Below are 20481 nucleotides of genomic sequence, written 5' to 3'. Positions count from 1 at the left end.
ACCGTACCCCTTAACATCGATCGCCGCGGTCCCCCGAAACGCCGATGCTCCGCAACGGCCGCCGGGCCACCGAAGCGGGCGGGTGGGACAGCGGCGGGTCGGGTCAGCGGCTGTGGGAGCGGAACGCGACCGGGTCGAACCGGCCGTACAGCAGCGGCGCGAGCCAGTGCGCGGCCTCCCGGCGGAACAGTGCCGGGGCGAGCGACCCCGCACCGTCCGGGACGGCGCCGACAAGGTCGCCGTCGAGGTCGTGCAGGTTGGTCCGGTGGACGAGCTCCGGCTCCGCCGGCCACGTGCCGAGGACCACGACCGCCGGTACGTCCCGATGGGCGAGGGTCCGCAGGGTGAGCGCCGTGTGGTTGAGGGTGCCGAGGCCGGGACGGGCGACGACCACGGCGGTGGCGCCGAGCGCGGCGGCGAGGTCGAGCATCGTCCAGCCGCCCTCCCCCATCGGCACGAGAAGCCCGCCGGCGCCTTCGATGAGGGTGACGTCGTGCTCTTCCACGATCGTACGAAGGGCGAGCTGCGCCATCACCGCCGTCAGCGGGTCGTCGCCGGCGACCCGGGCCGCGGCCAGCGGGGCGAGTGGGTCGGGGAAGCTGGCGAGCGTCCGCACCGTGACAGGCTCCGCGAGCCGCGAGACGGTCGCGGCGTCGGGCTCGTCGCCGTCGGCGGTGCCGGTCTGCGCGGGCTTGACGACCGCGACCCGCCGCCCCGCAGCGGTCGCGGCGGCGGCGATGGCGGCGGTGACGATGGTCTTGCCGACGCCGGTGTCGGTGCCGGTGATGACGACGGCCCCGGTGATGGGCTCGGTCTCCGCCGGGGTCATGTCCTCCGACAGCACCGCCTCGGAGCGCAGCGCCTCCGACAGGAGGGCCTCAGCGGGCGAGACGTCGTGGTCGGCGGTGCGCGGATCGCTCAAGGCACGTCCTTCATGGGCGCCGGGGGTGGCGCGGTTCGGCCGGCACACCCTTCAGGGGCGGCTCGGCTGGTCGGCACGCCCACACAGGGCGCTTCAGGTCAGCGTGGCAAAGGGAACGCACCGGCCGCCTCGCAAGCCGCTCGGGCCGGCCAGCACGGCAGAGCGGTGGACCCGGCGGTCGGCACGCCGTCCAGCAGCGCCGCTGACGGCACCACCTCTCAGTCGCCGGCGGCTCAGGTAACGGGCCGCCCTTCAGCAGTGGCCGCGGCGCCTTCCGGGAGCGTGCGGGGTCTGCCGCGCGCCGCCCGTCAGGGGCGCTCCTTGACGACGATGTCGAGCGCGTGCTCGAACGCCGCCGGTGGCACGCCGACGTTGACGGTGAGCCGAAGGCGCGACCGACCGTCCGGTGTGGACGGTGGGCGGAAGCAGCCTACCGCGACCCCCCGCTCACGACAGGCGGACGCCCACGCGAACGCCTCGTCGGCGCTCGGCGCACCGACGGAGATCACCCCGCCGGACGGGTCGGAGACCTCCAGGCCCTCGCCGCGCAGGCGGCTGACCGCGGTCGCGGCCCGGGCGGCGAGCTCGGCCCGCAGGTCGTCGCCGGCGACGAGGAGGTCGAGGGCCGCGAGGGCGCCGGCGGCGACGGCGGGCGGGAGGGCGGTGTCGTAGATAAACGTGCGGCCGGTGTCGACGAGCTGCCGGCCGAGCTGGTGCGGGCCGGCGATCACCCCGCCGGCGGCGCCGAGCGACTTCGACAGGGTCGCGGTGACGATCACGCCGGGCAGCCCGGAGAGGCCGGCGGCGGCGACCCCACCCGCACCGCGGGGACCGATGACGCCGAGGGCGTGCGCGTCGTCGACGAGCAGCAGCGCGCCGCCGGGGTGCGTCTGGCAGGTGGTGTACAGCGCAGCGAGCGGCGCGAGGTCGCCGTCGACGGAGAACACGCTCTCGGTCACCACCACGGCGGGCCGGTCGGGCGAGGCGGCGAGCAGCGCCCGGACGGCGTCTGGGTCGGCGTGCGGCGCGACGACGGTCGCGGCACCCTTCGAGGCGCTTCCGGCGCAGGCGAGCCGGCAGCCGTCGACGATCGAGGCGTGGTTGTGCGCGTCCGACACCACGAGCGTGCCGGGCCGCACCAGCGCGCGGATGGCGCCGAGGTTGGCGAGGTACCCGGACGAGTACACGAGCGCGGTCTGCGTGCCGAGCAGCCCGGCGAGGCCCGCTTCGAGGGCCTGGTGCGCGCCGGTGGAGCCGCGGACGAGCCGCGAGCCGGTCGCCCCGAGCCCGTAGTCGGCGAGGGCCCGGGCCGCGGCGGCGAGCACGTCGGGGTGCCGGGACAGGCCGAGGTAGTCGTTGCCGGCGAGGTCGATCACGTCGTCGTCGGCGCCGCGCGGGCGCAGCTCCCGGCGCAGCCCGGCAGCCTGCCGACCGGCGGCCTCAGCGTCCAGCGTGGACAGCCAGGATCCGTCGCGCACTCCCGCACCCTCCCGTTCTCGTTGTAGAACCTCTACGATGCCGTTTGTGCGATGTGCACAACATAGCCGACCACCTTCGGGCGGACCGCCCGACCCTAACGTTTTGTAAGGTACGAGCATGCTTGATGCTGCCAAGGCTGTCGTGGACACCGGAGTCGGGCTCGACCTCGAGGGCGTGCTCGCCGTGCTGCGCTGCTCCGACGAGGAGCTGCCCGACTATCTCGCGATCGCGCACGAGGTACGGATGACGTGGTGCGGCCCGGAGGTCGAGGTCGAGGGCATCGTCTCGCTCAAGACCGGCGGCTGCCCCGAGGACTGCCACTTCTGCTCGCAGTCCGGCCTGTTCACGTCCCCGGTCCGCGCCGTCTGGCTCGACATCCCGTCGCTGGTCGAGGCCGCGAAGCAGACCGCCGCGACCGGAGCCACCGAGTTCTGCATCGTCGCCGCCGTCCGCGGCCCCGACCAGCGGCTCATGACGCAGCTCGCCGACGGCGTCGCCGCGATCCGCGCCGCCGTCGACATCAACATCGCCGCGTCGCTGGGCATGCTGACCCAGGAGCAGGTGGACCAGCTCGCGGAGTTGGGCATCCACCGGTACAACCACAACCTCGAGACCGCGAAGTCGCATTTCCCACAGGTCGTCACCACCCACACCTGGGACGAGCGGTGGGACACCCTGCGCATGGTCCGCGACGCCGGCATGGAGGTCTGCTGCGGCGGCATCCTGGGCCTGGGCGAGACGGTGGAGCAGCGGGCCGAGTTCGCGATCCAGCTGCAGGAGCTCGACCCGCACGAGGTCCCGCTCAACTTCCTCAACCCCCGCCCGGGCACCCCCCTCGGCGACCAGCCCGTCCTGGACCCGAAGGACGCGTTGCGGGCCATCGCCGCGTTCAGGCTCGCCCTGCCGCGCACCCTGCTGCGGTACGCCGGCGGCCGCGAAATCACCCTCGGCGACCTCGGCACCCGCGACGGCCTGCTCGGCGGCGTCAACGCGGTGATCGTCGGCAACTACCTCACGACCCTGGGCCGCTCCGCCGACCAGGACCTGGCCCTGCTCGACGAGCTGAGCATGCCGGTCAAGGCCCTGTCGGCAACGCTGTGACCGCCCCCGTGCCGAGCATCGACACCGCTACCTGGTGCGACCGCTGCGGCGAGTCTCTCACCACCGCCGCCCCACACCCGGCATGCGCGGCGGCCCGGCAGCTGGAGCCACCCCGCTTCTGCCCACAGTGCCGCCGCCGGATGAAGGTCCAGGTCCTACCTCAGGGCTGGTCCGCCACCTGCGTCGAACACGGCGAAACCCACAACTGACCCCAGACCCCGACCCCCAGCCCGGGCCAAGCCTCCCGACTCGGCCCACCACCGCGGCGAGACCCTCACCGCCGCCGCACCACACCCGGCATGCGCGGCGGCCCGGCAGCTGGAGCCACCCCGTTCCACCCACAGCGCCGCCGCCGGATGAAGGTCCAGGTCCTACCCCAGGGCTGGTCCGCCACCACCGGCACAGACGTTGATCAATGCCCAGCTTTGCGGCATTTGTCACATCGACGCTGCGCTATCCACCCCCAAAACGATCACTGAAATCGCGGTGGATCGCGCAACGTCTATGGCGAAAATGGAACATATCCGGGCATTGACCAACGTGCGTGCCGAGGGGTCGCGTGTCACGCCAGAAGGCGGCCCGACGGAGGCCAAGAGGGCGTCCGGCCCAGGTCAAACCAAGGGCGGGCCGAGGTCGGGAGGAGATCAACCGGAGGCCGGGGTGGGTGCCAGAATCAGGGCAAATCACACAATGCCATGGCGCAACAGGGCACTTCAGGGCATTGATCAACGTACATGCCGAGCGCCGCGCGGCACGCCAGAGGGCGGCCCGACGGAAGTCAGAAGGACGTCTGGCCGAGGTCAGGTGGAGGTCGGGCCTGACCATTCGGCGGCTGCGGCGGCGGCCTTGTCCAGGGTGCGGGGGTTGGCGCGGCCCAGGGCGGCGCCCACGGCGCGGCTGGTGAGGCCGCCACGGGGGTGCAGGACGGCGGACGCCTTGCGGGTCTGCTGCAGGACCCTGGTCACCCTGGGGCGGCGCAGGCGGCTGTACTCGTCCAGGGCCGGCGGGAGGGCCCCCCGCGAGGCGGTGAGGACGGCCTGCAGCGTGGCGACGTCCTCCAGGGCCAGACAGGCGCCCTGGGCGAGGTGGTGCGGCATGGCATGGGCGGCGTCGCCGATGAGGGCGTAGCCGCCGCTGCCGGCCCTGACGCCGAACGTCTCCGGCAGCGGGGTCAGCTCGCCGATGGGCTCCTGGACGAGGTCGTCGGGCTCGGTGGCGGCGAGCAGCTGCGGGATCGGGGCGTGCCAGCCGGCGAACCAGCGGCGCAGCAGCGCGAGCTGGCCGGCGGGCGGCTCGGGGCGCAGGGCTCCGGGGACGGTGGCGACCCAGGAGATGCCGCCACGGGTGGAGCCGCCGGACGAGCCGCGGTCGCCGAGCGAGGCGTGGCTGAACCGGTGGCCGGCGTCGAGGGTCTCGCCGTGGTCGGGGAGGCCGGGCGGCAGGTCGGGGACGCGGTACCAGGGAATGACGGCCCGCCAGGCGGCGACGCCCGCGCTCGCGAACGACGTGGTGGGTGCCAGCCGGCGGCGGACGGCGCTCTGCACCCCGTCCGCGGCGACGATCAGGTCGGCCTCGAACGTGACCCGGCCGTCGCCGACGGCGGGCCGCTCGCGGTGGACCCTCGCGGGCTGCACCTCGATGCCGCTGCGGATGTCGACCTGCTCGCCGAGTCCCGCGATGAACGCGTCGTGGAGGTCTTCCCGGTGTACGACCACCGGCGGCGACTCCACGTCATCGGCGACCGAGCCGGGACGGACGAGCCACTGGCCGTCCGGGCGGCGGATGCCGACGGGCGGGACGGGGGTGGCGATGCCGTCCAGGCCGCCGGCCAGGCCGAGACCCCGCAGCGCCCGGACCCCGTTGGGCCACAGGACGAGTGCGCCGCGGCCCGGGCGGAGCCGGTCGTCGCGTTCGAGGAGGGTGACCTGCCAGCCGGTCCGGGCGAGCGCGCCGGCCGCGGCGATCCCGCCGATGCCGGCGCCCACCACGACAGCGGTGCGCATCCGCTCGGTACCTCAGCCCTTACCGGACGTGCTGGCGGACGAACTGTCCGAGGCGCTGTCCGAGGCGCTGTCCGACGGGTCGTCGGCGTCGCCGGCCTCCGGCTCCTCGTCACCCACGGTATCCGACGAGTCCGATGTGTCCGACTTCACCAGTGACGGGCCCTCGGACGACTCAGCCGCATCCGACGAGTCCGAACCCTCAGACGAGTCCGAGACATCGGACGAAGCCGGCGCGAGCGCGGCGGAAGGCTCGCCGGCGACCGGGGTGATGCGGCCGTTCTCGTCGTACGTGACGCGCTCCTGCGGCCCGCGCACCCGCAGGAAGTACACGAGGGCGGCGGCAAGGACGATGAGCGACGTCCAGTTGTTGAGACGCATGCCCAGGAAGTGGTGGGCGTCGTCGATGCGCAGCGCCTCGATCCAGAACCGGCCGGCGCAGTACAGCGCCACGTACAGCGCGAACGCCCGCCCTCTGCCCAGGGACCAGCGCTTGTCGACGTACCAGACGACCGCGGCGACGCCGAGGCACCACAGGAACTCGTAGAGGAACGTGGGGTGGAAGGTGCCGAGCTCCATCGGCTCGCCATTGACCATCTGGGCGTGGCCGGCCTTCGCGTCCCAGGTGTAGACCTTGAGCGCCCACGGCAGGTCGGTCGCCTTGCCGTACAGCTCGTTGTTGAACCAGTTGCCCCAGCGGCCGAGCGCCTGCGCGACGGGCAGGCCGACGGCGAGCGTGTCGGCGGCCATCGCGAAGGGCAGGTTCATCCGGCGGCAGGCGATGTAGGCGCCGACGGCGCCGCCCGCGATGCCGCCCCAGATGCCGAGGCCGCCCTCCCAGATCTTGAACGCCTTGATCAGGTCACCGTTCTCGCCGAAATACGCCTCGGGCGAGGTGATGACGTGATAGAGACGGGCGCCGATGATGCCGGCGGGGACCGCCCACACCGCGATGTCGAGAATCACCCACGGCGGGGCGCCTCGGTGGCGAAGCCGCCGGTCGGCGATGAAGCACGCGGCGACGATGCCGAGCACGATGCACAGCGCGTAGGCGCGCAGCGGCACCGTTCCGATCTCCCAGACGCCCTGCGTGGGGCTGGGGATCACGGCCAGCGGGGTAAGGGCAGCATCCACGGGTGCACACGCTACCGCCGATCCGCCGAAACGCGATGCCCTGGGTTCGCCCAATTCGCCGCCCCACGCCCGACGGAAAGCCACTCCGACCGGCGAAGATCACCACCAGCGAAGGTGTCGCAACGGTCCGCTATGGCGCCTAGAGTGCGAATATGAGCTACGAAGTCACGTCTGCCGTCGCCGCGATCATCGAGGATGCCGCCGGCCGCGTGCTGCTGTGCCAGCAGGCCGGCGGTCACCAGCTGTGGGGCCTGCCCGGAGGGCGGGTCCGTGCGGCGGAGAGCCCGGTGCACGCCGCCGTCCGCGACATCTTCGAGGAGACCGGCCTGGAGGCCCAGATCGTCGAGCTCGTCGGCCTGTACGAGGTGACGGGCGACGGCTGCGGCGAGGCGATGCCGGATCTGTTCGTCCACGTGTTCCGCGGCCGCCTGGACGGCGGCGGCGGGCCGGCCCTGAACGCCCCGGGCCGGATCAGCCGCCTGGCCTGGCACGACCCGGCCTCGCTGCCGGAGCCGCTGACCGCCACCACGCGGACCGCCATCGCCGACGCGGGCGCGGGCCGCACCGGGGTGATCCGCCAGATCAAACGCGACATCCAACGCGAGGTCGAGGCCGCAGAGGCCGTCGAAGCCTGAGCGGCCCTTGAGCGGCCCTTGAGCGGCCCTGAGCGACCCCGGAGCAAGCACTAGAGCAGGCACAGGAGCAGGCGCCGGAGCAGGCACGGGAGCAGGCGCCGGAGCAGGCGCCGGAGCAGGCACAGGAGCGGCCCCCGGACATGTCCGCTCCGCGAATATGTCCGACATTTCGGTTATGTCGGGGAGCGCAGCGAGTCGACATAACCGGGGCGGCCACCGACACGACCGAAGCGGCCACCGACACGACCGAAGCGGCCGTCGGCACGACCAGAGCGGTGGCGCGACGGCTGGGTCACCGGCGGCTGAAAAATTCACGGGACCTGGATGATGTACTGGTCCCGTGGCCTACTACGCGCTCGGCGACTCCATGTCCATCGACGAGTATGCCGGCGGCCCCGGGCTGGGTGCCGCCTCGCTGCTCGCCGACGACTTCGGCATCGAGCTGACGCTGCTCGCCCGCGACGGTGCGACCAGCGACGACGTCGTGCGCTTCCAGCTGGACAAGGTCGAGGGCCGGCCCGCCTTGATCACGCTGACGATGGGCGGCAACGACCTGCTGGAGACCCTGTTCAGGGCCGGAGCGGACCGCGAGGTGGCGGAGCGCGCCCTCGCCAAGATCGCCGGCAACTTCGAGGTCGTGCTGCCCACCCTCGCCGCGACCGGGGCCCGTGTGATTGTCAGCACGGTGTACGACCCGACCGACGGCACCGGCGACCTGACCTGGGCGGGGCTGCCGTCGTGGCCGGGTGGCCTGGAGATCCTGGCGGCGCTGAACGGCGCGATCCGCGACGCGGCGGCCCGGCACGGCGCGGTGGTCGCGGACCTGCACGCCGCGTTCCTCGGCCACGGCGCGAAGGCCGGCGACGTGACCGCCGCCGACCCCCGCCCCACCAACCGTGACCTGTGGCTGTGCGGCCACATCGAGCCCAACGCCTGGGGCGCCGAGGCGATCCGCGACGCCTGGCGAGCAGCCCTGCGCTAACCCCAGCCGCGACACCCGGCGAGGCGCCCCCACGCCAGACTTGGCCGCGACACCTGGCAAGGCCGGCCCGCGGCTAAGCCAACCGCGGAAACACCGGGTCGGGGGTGCCGACCCGGTCGCCGGAGCCGAGCCGCACGGCGAGCCGGGACGCGCCGGACGGCAGGAACGGCGCCAGCTCGCGGCTCACCTCCCGGCAGAGGGCGACGAGTTCGCCGAGCACCGCGTCGAGCTCCGCGTCCCGCCCCTGCTTCGCGAGCTCCCACGGCCGGGCAGTCTCCACCAGCCGGTTGCCGCCGGCGACGGCGGCGCACAGCGTCTCGGTCGCCGCCCGGAAGTCGAACCCCGCCAGGGCCCGGTCCACCGCCGACGACAGCCCGGTGTCCTTGACGGTGGACCCCGTGACGACCCCGGACCGGAACCGCCGCACCAGGCTCACCGTCCGGTTGACGAGGTTGCCGACCCCGTTGGCGAGGTCCTGGTGGTACCGCTGCCGCAGCCGCTCCTCGGTGAAGTCGGTGTCCCCCAGCGGAGCCACCTCGCGCAGCAGCCACCAGCGCAGCGCGTCCCCGCCGAACCGGGCGGCGAGGTCCCCCGGGTCGACCGCGTTGCCGGCGCTCTTGGAGAGCTTGGCGCCGTCGACCGTCAGGTACTCGTGGACGAAGATCGTCGTCGGCAGCGGCAACCCGGCGGACAGCAGCAGCGCGATCCAGTACACGGCGTGGAAGCGCACGATCCCCTTGCCGATCACGTGGACCCGCTCGGCGGCGTCCTGCCACCAGTCGCGGTAGAGGTCGGGGTCGTCGAGCGCGGTGACATAGTTGGCGAGGGCGTCCCACCAGACGTAGACGACCTGCGACGGGTCGCCCGGCACGGGGATGCCCCAGCCGCCGGCGCGGGCGGCGGGCCGGGACACGCTGATGTCCTGCAGGCCGGCCCGGACGAACGCGAGCACCTCGTTGCGTTTCGCCGCCGGCTCGACCCGGACCTCGCCGGACTCCAGGGCCGCCAGGACGCGGCCGGTGTACGCCGACAGCCGGAAGAACCAGTTGGACTCGGTCACGACCTCCAGGGGCGCGTCGTGCTCGGCGCACCCCTCGGACGGCTCGTAGAACTGCTCGCAGCCCTGGCAGTACAGGCCCTGGTAGTCGCGCTGGTAGAAGTCGCCGTTCGCGGCGGTGCGCCGCCACAGGGTCTCGACCCCCCTGCGGTGTCGGGCGTCGGCGGCGGTACGGATGAAGTCGTCGAACGACAGGTCCAGCACCGGCCGGAGCGCGGCGAACCGGTCGGCGTTCGCGGTGACGAACGCGGCCACGTCGACGCCCGCGGCGGCGGCCGCCGTGACGTTCTTCAACGCGTTCTCGTCGGTGCCGGTGAGGAACCTGACCCGTTGCCCGCGCAGCCGCCGGTGCCGGGCGAGGACGTCGGCCTGGACGAGCTCCAGGGCGTGCCCGAGGTGCGGGGCGGCGTTGACGTACGGGATGGCGGTGGTGACGTAGAAGCTCATGTCGGATCTCCGGTCTGCCTGGACGGGGCGACCTGATCCGGCTCGCCCCGGGACCAAGGGGCGAGTGGTGAGCGGATTCAGCGCACGCCGACGGACCCCGTGACGGGGCGCATCATTCGACCGGCGTACATGGGGTCAGCGTACCCCGAGCGCGAACAGCTTTTCGAGCGCCGCGAAGTACACGTGGTCGCCGGACAGCAGCAGCGGCTCGGCGCCGTGCAGCGCGTCGAAGGCCAGCTCGTGGCGCAGCAGGAGGGTCCCGGCGGCGGCGTCGAAGGCGAGCAGCTCGCTGCGGTGCACGGGCGCGCCGTCGCGGATCGCGAACTGGTACACGACCGCGTAGAGCACGCCGCCGCCGGTCACCGGCGCCCAGTAGGACGTCGCGACCTCGGCGCCGGCCATGCCCCAGTCGCGGGTCCAGCGGACCGCGCCGTCGCGGACCGCGAACCCGGCGGCGCGGCCGTGCGCGTCGAGGACCATGAGGGTCTGCCCGTCGGTCGTGGCCGAACGCGGGTCGATCAACGTCCTGGTGTCGCACCAGCGGCGGGCGCCGTCGGCGACGGACACCGCGCAGACGCCGCTGAGGCCGGTGGTGTAGGCGACGCCGCCGGCCGCGATCACCCACGGGCCGCTGACGTCCTGCCGCCACACCCGCGCGCCGGTCCTCAGGTCGAACGCGGCCAGCCCCGTGCCGGTGCCCGCCTCGAACGGCTGCAGGGCGACGCCGGCGTCCGCGACGGGCGGGTGCAGGCCCGCCTCGCCGTCCAGGGGCGCGGTCCACGCGACGGCGCCGCCGTCCAGGCGCAGCGCGGTCAGGGTCGCGCCCGCCGCGCGCAGCACCAGGTCCCCCACGACGGTGAACCCGCCGGACACCTCACCGGGCAGCGGCGTCTCCCACCGTTTGTCGCCGCGGCCGGTGTACGACGTGAGGTAGCGCGCGCCGAGGTCGCCGGACGGCACGTCGATCGCCTGCGACTCGACCAGCAGCGTGCCGCCGGTGCCGCCGGCGCTGCCCGGGACCGACGCGAGCTGGCCGAACCTGCGGTCCGGGGCGTCCACGACCGGGCCGAGGTCGGCGCCGGTGACCGCGTCGTACCGGCGGATCTGGCCGGTCGGGCCGCCGGAGGAGCGCAGCAGGACGCCGTCGGCGACGACCGCGCCGCCGACCTGCTCGTCGGGGCGGGACACGGGCGCGGTCCACACGGTGTCGAGCCGCGCGGCGGACCGCGTGCCGAGATAGGGGGTCACCGGCTGGTACCCGCTGCGGCCCGGGCCGTTGCCGTCCTGCCGCCAGCCGGCGTCGACGACGGTCGCCGCCGGACGTTCCGTGCCCGGGACGGCCAGGGCGAGGCCGGGCGCCGCGGAGAGCAGGAGCGCTACAGGTACCAAACGGAAAAATCGCCGCACGCCCGGCTCAACGACTCCGGTCGGGCGGAGTGACTCACCGGCGCCGCACGCCGCCGGCACTCAGCGCGACTCCGGCCGGGCGGGCCGGCTCAGCGACGCCGCACGCCTGCAGCCGGACGTGACGCCGCGACGACGCCGCACGCTTTCGACCCGACGTGACCGTCTCAGCAGCGCCGCACCACCTTCGGCCCGACGTGACCTGCTCAGACAGCGGCGCACCGCCTTCGGCCCGGCGTGGACCGGCTCAGCGGCGGCGCACGCCCTCCGCCAGGTCGGCGCTCAGCGCGGCGACGGCGGCGACGCCCTCGGCCGGGGTCGCGGCGTCCAGCAGGCATCGCACGAGGGCGCTGCCGACGATGACCCCGTCGGCGAACGCGCCGACCTCCGCGGCCTGGTCGCCGTTGGAGACGCCCAGACCGACCGCGACCGGCACGGACGGGTCGGCCCTGCGGACCCGCTCGACGAGGGCCGGAGCGGCGCTGCTGGTGCTGCTGCGGGCGCCGGTGACGCCCATGACGCTGGTCGCGTAGACGAACCCGCGGCACTTGCCGGCGGTCATCGCGATCCGGGCGTCGGTCGACGACGGCGACACCAGGAACACCCGGTCCAGGCCGTGCGCGTCGGACGCGGCGAGCCACGGCGCCGACTCGTCGGGGATGAGGTCGGGCGTGATCAGCCCGGCGCCGCCGGCGGCGGCCAGGTCCGCGGCGAACCGCTCGACGCCGTGCCGCTCGACCAGGTTCCAGTACGTCATGACGAGGATCGGCGCGCCGGCCGCGGCGACCGCCTCGACGGTGCGCAGCCCGTCGGCGACCCGGAAGCCGCCCGCGAGGGCCGCCTCGGTGGCCCGCTGGATCACGGGGCCGTCCATGACCGGGTCCGAGTACGGCAGGCCGACCTCGACGATGTCCACCCCGTTGTCGATCATCGCCTTGATGGCGTCGATCGCGCCGGGCACGGTCGGGAACCCGGCCGGCAGGTAGCCGATGAGCGCGCTGCGGCCCTCCGCGCGGGCCTTCTCGAACGCGACGGAAACACTCACTGTCGTCACACCCCGAAGAAGTCGCGCGCGGTGTCCATGTCCTTGTCGCCGCGGCCGGACAGGCAGATCAGCACGACCGGCTCCCGGCCGAGGTCGGCGGCGAGCTTCGGGACCACCCGCAGCGCGCCGGCGACCGCGTGGGCGCTCTCGATCGCGGGGATGATCCCCTCGGTCCGGCACAGCAGCTTGAACGCGGCCATCGCCTCGGCGTCGGTGACCGGCTCGTAGATCGCGCGGCCGGTGTCGTGCAGGTACGCGTGCTCCGGGCCGACGGCCGGGTAGTCCAGGCCGGCGGAGATGGAGTGCGACTCGATGGTCTGCCCGTCCTCGTCCTGCAGCAGGTACGTGCGGGCGCCGTGCAGCACGCCCGTGGAGCCGCCGGTGATGCTGGCCGCGTGCCGGCCCGTGTCGACGCCGTCGCCGCCGGCCTCGAAGCCGTACAGCTTGACGCCCTCGTCGGGGACGAACGCGTGGAACGCGCCGATCGCGTTGGACCCGCCGCCGACGCACGCGGCGACCGCGTCGGGCAGCCGGCCCGTCTGCTCCAGGATCTGCTTGCGGGCCTCGACGCTGATGCCGCTGACGAAGTCGCGGACCATCGCCGGGAACGGGTGCGGGCCGGCGGCGGTGCCGAGCAGGTAGTGGGTCGTGTCGACGTTGGTGACCCAGTCGCGCAGCGCCTCGTTGATCGCGTCCTTGAGCGTCTTCGAGCCGGTCGTGACGGGCACGACGGTCGCGCCGAGCATCCGCATGCGGGCGACGTTGAGCGCCTGGCGGCGGGTGTCCTCCTCGCCCATGTACACGATGCACTCGAGGTCGAGCAGGGCGCAGGCGGTGGCGCTGGCGACACCGTGCTGGCCGGCGCCGGTCTCGGCGATGACCCGGTGCTTGCCCATCCGCTTCGTCAGCAGCGCCTGGCCGAGCACGTTGCGGACCTTGTGGGCGCCGGTGTGGTTGAGGTCCTCGCGCTTGAGGAACACGCGGGCACCGGCGTGCGCGGACAGCCGGTCCGCCCGGTACAGCGGCGACGGGGTGTTGGCGTAGTCGCGCAGCAGCCGGCCGAACTCGGCCTGGAACGCCTCGTCCGCCTGGGCGTGCCGGTACGCGGCGTCGAGGCCGTCGAGCGCGGCGATGAGCGCCTCGGGGACGAACCGCCCGCCGAACTCGCCGAAGTGCCCCGACTGGTCCGGCAGCAGGCCCGCGGCAGACAGGAACGCGTTCACCGGGCGGGCCGCGGCGTCGCCGGGTGGCTGCCGGCAGTGACGAGCTCGGCGACCGCGTCACGCGGGCTCTTCTGCGTGACGAGCCCCTCGCCGACCAGCACCGCGTCGGCTCCGGCCGACGCGTACCGGATCAGGTCGTGCGGCCCGCGGACCCCCGACTCGGCGATCTTCACGACGTCGTTGGGCAGGCCGGGCGCGATCCGCTCGAACACCGTCCGGTCGACCTCGAGCGTCCGCAGGTTGCGCGCGTTGATCCCGATGACCCGCGCGCCGGCCTCCAGGGCGCGGTCGGTCTCCTCCTCGTCGTGCACCTCGACCAGGGCCGTCATGCCCAGGCTCTCGATGCGGTCGAGGAGTCCCGACAGGGTGTTCTGGTCCAGCGCGGCCACGATCAGCAGGACGAGGTCGGCGCCGAACGCCCGGGCCTCGTGCACCTGGTAGGACGACACGACGAAGTCCTTGCGCAGCAGCGGCACGTCGACGGCGGCGCGCACCGCGGCGAAGTCGTCGAGGCTGCCGCCGAACCAGCGGCCCTCGGTCAGCACGCTGACGGCGCGGGCACCGCCCGCCGCGTACTCCTTGGCCAGCTCCGCCGGATCCGGGATCTCGGCGAGCTGCCCCTTCGACGGCGACGCGCGCTTGACCTCGGCGATCACCCCGACACCGGGGGCCCGCAGTTTGGCGTAGGCGTCGATGGGCGGTGCCGCCTGCGCCGCGGCTGCCTTGATCTCGTCCAGGGGCTTCTGCGCCTCGCGGATGGCCAAGTCTTCGCGCACGCCGGCGAGGATCTCGTCGAGCACACGGCCAGATTCCGCGTTGATCAAGGAGCTCCCCTCTCCGGTGGTCATGCGTCCGATGCTAGGAGCCCCCCGGTCAGTGGATGGCCGTGGGGGTATGGCCGACGTCACCTGATGGACTAGGGCATAATGCGTTGCCGTTCGTATGGTTGAGTGCATGAGCGTCGCTGCCGCAAACACCCTGACCTCGCGTTGGGCGGCCGCCTCCGACGACCCGGCGGTCTTCTCCGGCGCGGGGGTCTACCCGCTGCTCAGCACCCTCGCGGGCGTCGCCGCCGGCCCGGCCCGCGACGAGCTGCTCGCGGTCGCGCCGTCGCCCCTGCCGCTGCCGCCCGGCTTCGCGGCCGGCGTCTGGACGCGGCACGACCTCCCGCTCACCCCCGGCTGGGATCCGGGGACCCGCCTGTCCGGCGACCCCGCCGCCGACCAGCGCCGCCTCGACGCGTGGGCCGCCGAGCAGACCGGCGGGCGCATCACGGCGCTGCCGGTCGCCGTCGACGGCGACACCGGGCTCGTGCTCGCGTCCGCGCTGTCCGTGGTCACCGAGTGGGTCCAGCCGTTCGGCGACTCGACCATGACCCCGGCCGCGGGCCCCTGGTCCGGGCGCCCGCTGCCCGCCCTGCTCCGCAAGCACACCGCCGCCGACGCCCTCGAACCGCTGCGCCACGTCGACGGGGTCACGCTGCTCACCGTCGCGGGCACCGGGGACATCGACGTCGTCCTCGCCCTCGGTACCGACGCCGCCACCCCCGGCTCGGTCCTGTCCACCGCCATCGACGGCCGGCACCGGGCCACCCCGTCGACCGGCGGCCCCGGGGTGACCGTCCAGGACGTCGACTCCGCCACGCCGGAGCCCGAGCTGGTGGTGAGCCTGCCGTCGTTCGACGCCACCGCCCACCACGACCTCCTGGCCCTCGACCGGCTCTTCGGCCTGCGGACCGCGGCGCGGGACGGCACGTTCCCCGGGATCAGCCCCGTCGACCTGGCCGTGTCGTCGGCCCGCCAGCAGGCCGTGGCGTCGTTCACCGCCCTGGGCTTCCAGGCCGCGACGGTGACCGCCCTCGCCGTGTTCCCCCTCGCCTACCACCCGCTGACCACCCGGAAGCTGCGGGTGACGGTCACGTTCGACCGCCCGTTCGGCTTCCTCGCCGTGCACCGCCCGACCGGCCTCGTCCTCGTCGCCGGCTGGGTCACGACGCCGTGACCCCCTAGTCGCGGCGTAAGGGCCACGATCATGGGCCGTGCCGCGACATACTGCGGGCATGCGGAGGGGCGTGGCGACGCTGGCGGTCGCGGTCACACTGGCGGGGTGCGCGCCGGCGGGTGGGCAGCCGCCGGCGGCCGACCGGGCGTGGACGGCGGTGGCGCAGGCGCCGCTGCGGGCGCGGCACGACGCGCTCGGGGTGTGGGACGGGCGGCGGTTCGTCGTCGTGGGCGGATCGGCGGAGACGCCGTGCCCGCCGACCGCGTCCTGCACGCCGGTGACCGCCCTGACCGACGGTGCCGCGTACGACCCCGCCGACGGCACCTGGCGGCCGATCGCCGCGGCGCCGGTGCCGCTGGGCGTGGGTGACCAGCTCGTGGCCGCCGGAGGTCGCGTGTACGCGCTGACCCCTTCGGGCTTCCTCGTGTACGACGGCGACCGCTGGACGAAGCTCCCTCCGCCGCCGGGTGCGGGGACGCTGCTCGACGCGGGCGGCACGCCGGTCGTCATCGCCGGGACCGACGAGCACGGCCCGACCGTCGACGCGGCGTTCGACGTCGCGACCGGCGCGTGGCGGGTCCTGCCCGACGACCCGCTCGGCCCGTCCTTCAACCGCACGGCGGTGTGGACCGGCGACCGGCTACTGCTCGGCGCGAACGATCTCGTGCCGGACCCCGGCGCCACGAAGCCGTCGCTGCTGCGGCTGGCCGCGCTCGACGCCGCGCTGACGACGTGGGCGGCGCCCACGACCACCGAGATCCTCGGCGGCAGCGTGACGACCGCGGGCGGCGCCGTCGTGTGGACCGGCACCGGCAGCGCGGACGGCGGGCAGGTCGGCAACTGGGGCCGCGCCTACGCCGAGGGCGGCATCCTCGCCTTCGCCACCGGCACCGGGACCGGCACCTGGCGGCCGCTGCCGGCGGCGCCGCGGCGGGCCGGTCCGCTGCCGATCGACCCGGCGCTCAGCACCGGCAGCCGGGTCACGGTCGGCGGGCACCTGCTGGACCCGGCGACCGGCGAGTGGCTGCGCCTGCCGGACCCGCCCGGCGGCAGGCGCTTCGCCGCGACTGTGGTGGCCGGCCCCGACATGGTGCTCCTGTGGGGCGGCGCGGTGGAGCGCGACGCCGGGCGCAACCTCGGCGACGGCCACCTCCTGCGCGTCTAGGTCGCCGGCTCCTCTTCGTTCGCAGGGTCCGCGGGGCGGCGCCAGCGGGCCGGGGTCTCGCCGCGGGCCTGCATCTCCTTCCACTTCGCGAACGGGTCGTAGTCGACCTCCAGGGGCTCCTGCGCCGGGCGGTCGGCCTCAGGGACGTGCACGAGGTTGAGCCGGATGCGGGTCCACAGGCTGTTGACGCCGCGCATCGAGTCGACGAGGACGTCGGCGGGCTCCAGGAGCGGCCAGACGGCCGGGTGGCGGGCCTTCCAGCGTTCGAGGCCTTCGAGGGCCTCCTCCTTCGTCGCGGCGCGGGCGATCTCGATCAGCGGCATGGTCGGCACGCGGCGGCCCGTGCCCTTCTTCGCCGGGGTCTTCTTGAAGGTCGCGGCCAGCTCCAGCAGCGGCGTCAGGTCGCCCCGGGCGTCCTCGATCCCGGCCCACGCGTCCGGCCGGCCCTGCACCGACTCCATCGTGTAGTCGGCGGGGTCGCAGCCGGGCACCTCGTCCCAGGTGAGCGGGGTGGAGACCCGCGCCTCCTCGGACGGCCGGACGGAGTAGCCGGAGGCGGTGGTGTGGTCCTTCGCGTTCTGGTTGTAGTCGACGAACACGCCGTGCCGCTCCTCCTTCCACCACGCCCCGGTCGCGATCTCCGGCGCCCGGCGGGCCACCTCCCGGGCGAAGCCCTCCGCGGCCCTGCGGACCTCGGCGAACGTCCAGTTGGGGTGGATCCGTGCGTACACGTGAAACCCGCGCGAACCGGAGGTCTTCGGCCATCCGACGAGGCCGTGGTCGGCGAGCACGTCGCGGGCCACCAGCGCCACCTCGACCACCTGCGACCACGGCACCCCGGGCACCGGGTCCAGGTCGATGCGCAGCTCGTCGGGGTGCTCGACGTCCTCGGCGAGGACCGAGTGGGTGTGCAGCTCCAGGCAGCCGAGGTTGACGACCCAGGCGAGCTGGGCCGCGTCGCGCAGCACGACCTCCTCGGCGGTGCGGCCCGACGGGTACCGCAGCTGCGCCGTCTCGATCCAGTCGGGGCGCTTCTCGGGCGCGCGTTTCTGGAAGAACGCCTCGCCCTCGATGCCGTTGACGTAGCGTTTCAGCGCCATCGGCCGGCCGCCCGCGCCGCGCAGGGCACCGTCGGCGACGGCGACGTAGTAGCGGACGACGTCGAGCTTCGTGCGGCCCGACTTCGGGAAGTACACCTTGCCGGGATTGGTGACGGTCACCTCGCGCCCGGCGACCTCGATGACTTCCTTGCTGCTGCTCGCCGCGTTGCTCGCCATAGGCGAAACCCTACTTGTCCGCGGTCGGATCCTCGCCCCGATCGAGGGCGTCCCAGAGCTCCGTCTGTGGTGTCTTCGCGGCGGTACGGGCGGTGGGCCGGTCGTAGCGGGCGCCCATCTCCGGCCACGTGTCGCTGCTGCGGATGGCGACGCCACCGGCGACCACGACGACGAGCGCGGCGACGATCGTGACGATCGGCCAGCCCACGTCGATGTGATGCTGCAGGGCCTCGGTCACCGCGCCGACGATGCCGATGCCGGCGAGGGCGAGGAGGCCGCCGACGATCGTCCTGAGCCGGCCGCGGGTCGCGAGCAGGGCGCCCGCGCCGGCGAGGCCGACCGCGCCGAGGGCGGGCAGCCACGGCGACAGCTCGCTGCCCGTGCGGTACTCGGTCATGGGCGGCAGCGGCGACACCTGATGCGTCATGACCGCGTCCCAGTGGCGGGTGGCGGCGAACAGCACCACCGCCGAGGCGGCCGCGGTCGCGATCGTGGTGACCGCCAGCCCCCGCCGGCCGTGCGTCGGGCCTTGTTTCGGATCGGCCATGGGGCTCTGTCCTGAATCGGTCGCGGGGCTTTGTCGTGGACCGGTCGTGGGACTTTGTCCTGGACCGGTCGTGGGGCTTTGTTCTGGACCGGTCATCGGGCCGGCCGCAGGGTCTCGGCGGTCGCGATCGCGGCGAGGACGGCGGCGGCCTTGTTGCGGGTCTCCGTCTCCTCCGACAGCGGGTCGGAGTCGGCGACGATGCCGGCGCCGGCCTGCACGTACGCCATCCGGTCCCGCATGAGCGCGGTCCGGATCGCGATGGCCGTGTCCATGTCGCCGCCGAAGCCGAAGTAGCCGACGACGCCGCCGTACAGGCCGCGCCGGGTCGGCTCGAGCTCCTCGATGATCTCCATGGCCCTGACCTTCGGCGCCCCGGACAGCGTCCCCGCCGGGAACGTCGCGGCGAGGGTGTCGAACGCGGACCGGTCGTCCTTGAGCTCGCCGACGACGGTCGACACGATGTGCATCACGTGGCTGTACCGCTCGACGGTCATGAACTCCGGCACCTCGACCGTCCCGGGCTTGCAGACCCGCCCCAGGTCGTTGCGGGCGAGGTCGACGAGCATGACGTGCTCGGCGCGCTCCTTCGGGTCGGCGAGCAGGTCCGCGGCGAGCGCGTTGTCCTCCTCGGGCGTCGCGCCCCGCCAGCGGGTGCCCGCGATCGGGTGCAGCAGCGCGCGCCGCCCGTCGACCTTGACGTGCACCTCCGGCGACGAGCCGACGACGTCGAAGCCCTCGAAGCGCAGCAGGTACATGTAGGGGCTCGGGTTCGTGGAGCGCAGCACCCGGTACACGTCGAGGGGGTCGGCGTCGGTGGCCCGCTCGAACCGCTGCGCGACGACGATCTGGAAGCACTCCCCGGCCCGGATCGCCTCCTTCGCGACCTCGACGGCCTTCGGGTACTCCCCCGCCGGGGTCCGGCTGACCACCTCGCCCGGCCCCTGCTTGTCCACTGTGGACACCAGCGGCGGCGTCGGCCTGGACAGCGCCGACGTCATCGCGTCCAGGCGGCCGATGGCCTGGTGGTACGCGGCCCTGACGGTCGCCTCGTCGGCGTCCTTCCCGGGCAGGACGGCGTTGGCGATGAGCAGCGCCGTGCCCTCGAAGTGGTCCAGCGCCACCAGGTCGGTCGCCACCATCATGCCGAGCTCGGGGTGGTGCAGGTCGTCCTCGGCGAGCTGCGGCAGCCGCTCGAAGCGCCGGACCGCGTCGTACGACAGGAACCCGACGAGACCGCCCGACAACGGCGGCAGGTCCAGCCCCTTGAGGTCGGCGTCGTCGCCGGTGAGCGCCTCGACGGTCTGCTTGAGGACGTGCGTGGGGTCGCCCGTGGTGGGCAGGTTGGCCGGCGGCTCGCCCAGCCACTGCGCGTCACCGTCCCGCTCGACGAGCGTCGCGACGCTGCGCACGCCGATGAAGCTGTACCGCGACCACACCGCACCCGCCGAGCCGGCGCCCTGCTCCGCGGACTCCAGCAGGAACGTCCCCGGGCCGCCGGCGAGCTTCCGGTACACCCCGACCGGCGTCTCACCGTCGGCGAGCAGCCGCCGGGTCACCGGCACCACCCGCCGGGTCCTCGCCAGCTCGCGGAACGTCGCCTCGTCCGGCGCCACCATCCCGGTCGTCATCGCGTCACCTTCAGGTCCGTGTAGAAGCAGGTGTGGTTGCCCGTGTGGCACGCGGCGCCGGTCTGCTCGACCGTCACCAGCAGCGTGTCGCCGTCGCAGTCGATCGCCACCGACCTGACGTGCTGCACGTGACCGGACGTCTCGCCCTTCACCCAGTACTCGTTGCGGCTGCGCGACCAGTACGTCGCCCGCCCCGTCGTCAGCGTCCGATGCAACGCCTCATCGTCCATCCACGCCAACATCAACACCTGCCCGGTCCCGTGCTCCTGCACGACCGCAGGCACCAACCCGGCCTCGTTACGACGCAGACGGTCCGCAACTTCTGGATCAAGGTTCGACGACACCCCCCAATTCTCCCGCACGGCCCTCTCCCGCCAGTTTGGGGTCTATGGCTGGCCGTGTTTGCGGAGTACCTTGACGGTGCGCCGCACGGA

At 73.8% G+C, this 20481-nt stretch carries 19 protein-coding genes; 6 read left to right on the top strand and 13 right to left on the bottom strand.

The window, feature by feature from the left end; all coding sequences use genetic code 11:
- Nucleotides 1-103 precede the first annotated feature (103 nt).
- Both bioD and ACQEVZ_RS36405 read right to left on the bottom strand, forming a co-directional pair.
- Complete coding sequence (gene bioD / locus ACQEVZ_RS36410) at nucleotides 104-829, bottom strand: dethiobiotin synthase (RefSeq protein WP_433377170.1); 726 nt, start codon at nucleotides 827-829, stop codon at nucleotides 104-106.
- Between the two features lie 401 nt (nucleotides 830-1230).
- Nucleotides 1231-2400, bottom strand: a complete 1170-nt coding sequence (locus ACQEVZ_RS36405; protein ID WP_433374978.1) for an 8-amino-7-oxononanoate synthase — start codon at nucleotides 2398-2400, stop codon at nucleotides 1231-1233.
- A 118-nt stretch (nucleotides 2401-2518) separates the two neighbouring features.
- Between ACQEVZ_RS36405 and bioB the strand changes: the two genes are divergently transcribed.
- Together bioB and ACQEVZ_RS36395 are read left to right on the top strand one after the other, a co-directional pair.
- Nucleotides 2519-3502, top strand: coding sequence for a biotin synthase BioB (bioB, locus tag ACQEVZ_RS36400; protein ID WP_344503977.1), 984 nt, complete (start codon nucleotides 2519-2521; stop codon nucleotides 3500-3502).
- Nucleotides 3499-3711, top strand: coding sequence for a hypothetical protein (locus ACQEVZ_RS36395; protein WP_344503976.1), 213 nt, complete (start codon nucleotides 3499-3501; stop codon nucleotides 3709-3711). Before bioB ends, ACQEVZ_RS36395 begins: the two co-directional genes overlap by 4 nt.
- Before the next feature lie 591 nt (nucleotides 3712-4302).
- Here ACQEVZ_RS36395 and ACQEVZ_RS36390 read toward each other — a convergent pair.
- Together ACQEVZ_RS36390 and lgt are read right to left on the bottom strand one after the other, a co-directional pair.
- A complete protein-coding gene (locus ACQEVZ_RS36390) occupies nucleotides 4303-5505 on the bottom strand; it encodes an FAD-dependent oxidoreductase (RefSeq protein WP_433374974.1) in 1203 nt (400 codons plus the stop codon).
- A 12-nt stretch (nucleotides 5506-5517) separates the two neighbouring features.
- Nucleotides 5518-6636 carry a prolipoprotein diacylglyceryl transferase gene (gene lgt / locus ACQEVZ_RS36385; RefSeq protein WP_433374971.1) on the bottom strand — a complete coding sequence of 373 codons (1119 nt, stop codon included), beginning with the start codon at nucleotides 6634-6636 and terminating at the stop codon, nucleotides 5518-5520.
- Between the two features lie 152 nt (nucleotides 6637-6788).
- Here lgt and ACQEVZ_RS36380 point away from each other — a divergent pair, with 152 nt between their 5' ends.
- Together ACQEVZ_RS36380 and ACQEVZ_RS36375 are read left to right on the top strand one after the other, a co-directional pair.
- Nucleotides 6789-7271, top strand: coding sequence for an NUDIX hydrolase (locus tag ACQEVZ_RS36380; protein WP_344503973.1), 483 nt, complete (start codon nucleotides 6789-6791; stop codon nucleotides 7269-7271).
- A 340-nt stretch (nucleotides 7272-7611) separates the two neighbouring features.
- Nucleotides 7612-8253: a GDSL-type esterase/lipase family protein gene (locus tag ACQEVZ_RS36375; RefSeq protein WP_344503972.1), complete on the top strand. Its 642-nt coding sequence runs from the start codon at nucleotides 7612-7614 to the stop codon at nucleotides 8251-8253.
- 73 nt (nucleotides 8254-8326) lie between these two features.
- Here the strand turns inward: ACQEVZ_RS36375 and ACQEVZ_RS36370 are convergent, their stop codons facing one another.
- From ACQEVZ_RS36370 to trpC, 5 genes are all read right to left on the bottom strand, one after another.
- Complete coding sequence (locus tag ACQEVZ_RS36370; RefSeq protein ID WP_433374967.1) at nucleotides 8327-9757, bottom strand: methionine--tRNA ligase; 1431 nt, start codon at nucleotides 9755-9757, stop codon at nucleotides 8327-8329.
- Nucleotides 9758-9892: 135 nt separating this feature from the next.
- A complete protein-coding gene (locus ACQEVZ_RS36365; protein WP_433374964.1) occupies nucleotides 9893-11146 on the bottom strand; it encodes a PQQ-binding-like beta-propeller repeat protein in 1254 nt (417 codons plus the stop codon).
- Nucleotides 11147-11408: 262 nt separating this feature from the next.
- Nucleotides 11409-12206: a tryptophan synthase subunit alpha gene (trpA, locus tag ACQEVZ_RS36360; RefSeq protein ID WP_433374961.1), complete on the bottom strand. Its 798-nt coding sequence runs from the start codon at nucleotides 12204-12206 to the stop codon at nucleotides 11409-11411.
- A gap of 5 nt (nucleotides 12207-12211) precedes the next feature.
- Nucleotides 12212-13429, bottom strand: a complete 1218-nt coding sequence (gene trpB / locus ACQEVZ_RS36355) for a tryptophan synthase subunit beta (RefSeq protein ID WP_425552271.1) — start codon at nucleotides 13427-13429, stop codon at nucleotides 12212-12214.
- A complete protein-coding gene (trpC, locus tag ACQEVZ_RS36350) occupies nucleotides 13426-14229 on the bottom strand; it encodes an indole-3-glycerol phosphate synthase TrpC (RefSeq protein WP_344504037.1) in 804 nt (267 codons plus the stop codon). The genes trpB and trpC overlap by 4 nt, the downstream gene beginning before the upstream one ends.
- 154 nt (nucleotides 14230-14383) lie before the next feature.
- Between trpC and ACQEVZ_RS36345 the strand changes: the two genes are divergently transcribed.
- Both ACQEVZ_RS36345 and ACQEVZ_RS36340 read left to right on the top strand, forming a co-directional pair.
- Nucleotides 14384-15430 (top strand): serpin family protein, encoded by a 1047-nt coding sequence (locus tag ACQEVZ_RS36345; RefSeq protein ID WP_433374958.1) that lies wholly within the window; start codon nucleotides 14384-14386, stop codon nucleotides 15428-15430.
- 58 nt (nucleotides 15431-15488) lie between these two features.
- A complete protein-coding gene (locus ACQEVZ_RS36340; RefSeq protein ID WP_433374955.1) occupies nucleotides 15489-16595 on the top strand; it encodes a hypothetical protein in 1107 nt (368 codons plus the stop codon).
- Here ACQEVZ_RS36340 and ligD read toward each other — a convergent pair.
- From ligD to hisI, 4 genes are all read right to left on the bottom strand, one after another.
- Nucleotides 16592-17872 carry a non-homologous end-joining DNA ligase gene (gene ligD / locus ACQEVZ_RS36335; protein WP_354898017.1) on the bottom strand — a complete coding sequence of 427 codons (1281 nt, stop codon included), beginning with the start codon at nucleotides 17870-17872 and terminating at the stop codon, nucleotides 16592-16594. The genes ACQEVZ_RS36340 and ligD overlap by 4 nt on opposite strands.
- Before the next feature lie 10 nt (nucleotides 17873-17882).
- Nucleotides 17883-18419, bottom strand: a complete 537-nt coding sequence (locus tag ACQEVZ_RS36330; protein ID WP_344503965.1) for a Trp biosynthesis-associated membrane protein — start codon at nucleotides 18417-18419, stop codon at nucleotides 17883-17885.
- 92 nt (nucleotides 18420-18511) lie between these two features.
- Nucleotides 18512-20047, bottom strand: a complete 1536-nt coding sequence (locus tag ACQEVZ_RS36325; protein ID WP_433374952.1) for an anthranilate synthase component I — start codon at nucleotides 20045-20047, stop codon at nucleotides 18512-18514.
- Nucleotides 20044-20409 carry a phosphoribosyl-AMP cyclohydrolase gene (gene hisI / locus ACQEVZ_RS36320; protein ID WP_344503963.1) on the bottom strand — a complete coding sequence of 122 codons (366 nt, stop codon included), beginning with the start codon at nucleotides 20407-20409 and terminating at the stop codon, nucleotides 20044-20046. Before hisI ends, ACQEVZ_RS36325 begins: the two co-directional genes overlap by 4 nt.
- Between the last annotated feature and the right edge of the window lie 72 nt (nucleotides 20410-20481).

It is taken from the genome of Dactylosporangium sp. CA-152071 (assembly GCF_050936335.1).
GTDB lineage: Bacteria > Actinomycetota > Actinomycetes > Mycobacteriales > Micromonosporaceae > Dactylosporangium > Dactylosporangium maewongense.
The sequence above is the reverse complement of the archived record's forward strand: the minus strand, read 5'-3'. Positions and strand labels throughout refer to the sequence as shown.

Bases quoted from the DNA above. Each gene is read 5' to 3' on its own strand.
- bioD (WP_433377170.1), bottom strand. From the start codon at position 829: ATGACCCCGGCGGAGACCGAGCCCATCACCGGGGCCGTCGTCATCACC.
- bioB (WP_344503977.1), top strand. From the start codon at position 2,519: ATGCTTGATGCTGCCAAGGCTGTCGTGGACACCGGAGTCGGGCTCGAC.
- ACQEVZ_RS36390 (WP_433374974.1), bottom strand. From the start codon at position 5,505: ATGCGCACCGCTGTCGTGGTGGGCGCCGGCATCGGCGGGATCGCCGCG.
- ACQEVZ_RS36380 (WP_344503973.1), top strand. From the start codon at position 6,789: ATGAGCTACGAAGTCACGTCTGCCGTCGCCGCGATCATCGAGGATGCC.
- ACQEVZ_RS36370 (WP_433374967.1), bottom strand. From the start codon at position 9,757: ATGAGCTTCTACGTCACCACCGCCATCCCGTACGTCAACGCCGCCCCG.
- ACQEVZ_RS36345 (WP_433374958.1), top strand. From the start codon at position 14,384: ATGAGCGTCGCTGCCGCAAACACCCTGACCTCGCGTTGGGCGGCCGCC.
- ACQEVZ_RS36340 (WP_433374955.1), top strand. From the start codon at position 15,489: ATGCGGAGGGGCGTGGCGACGCTGGCGGTCGCGGTCACACTGGCGGGG.
- ligD (WP_354898017.1), bottom strand. From the start codon at position 17,872: ATGGCGAGCAACGCGGCGAGCAGCAGCAAGGAAGTCATCGAGGTCGCC.
- ACQEVZ_RS36330 (WP_344503965.1), bottom strand. From the start codon at position 18,419: ATGGCCGATCCGAAACAAGGCCCGACGCACGGCCGGCGGGGGCTGGCG.
- ACQEVZ_RS36325 (WP_433374952.1), bottom strand. From the start codon at position 20,047: ATGACGACCGGGATGGTGGCGCCGGACGAGGCGACGTTCCGCGAGCTG.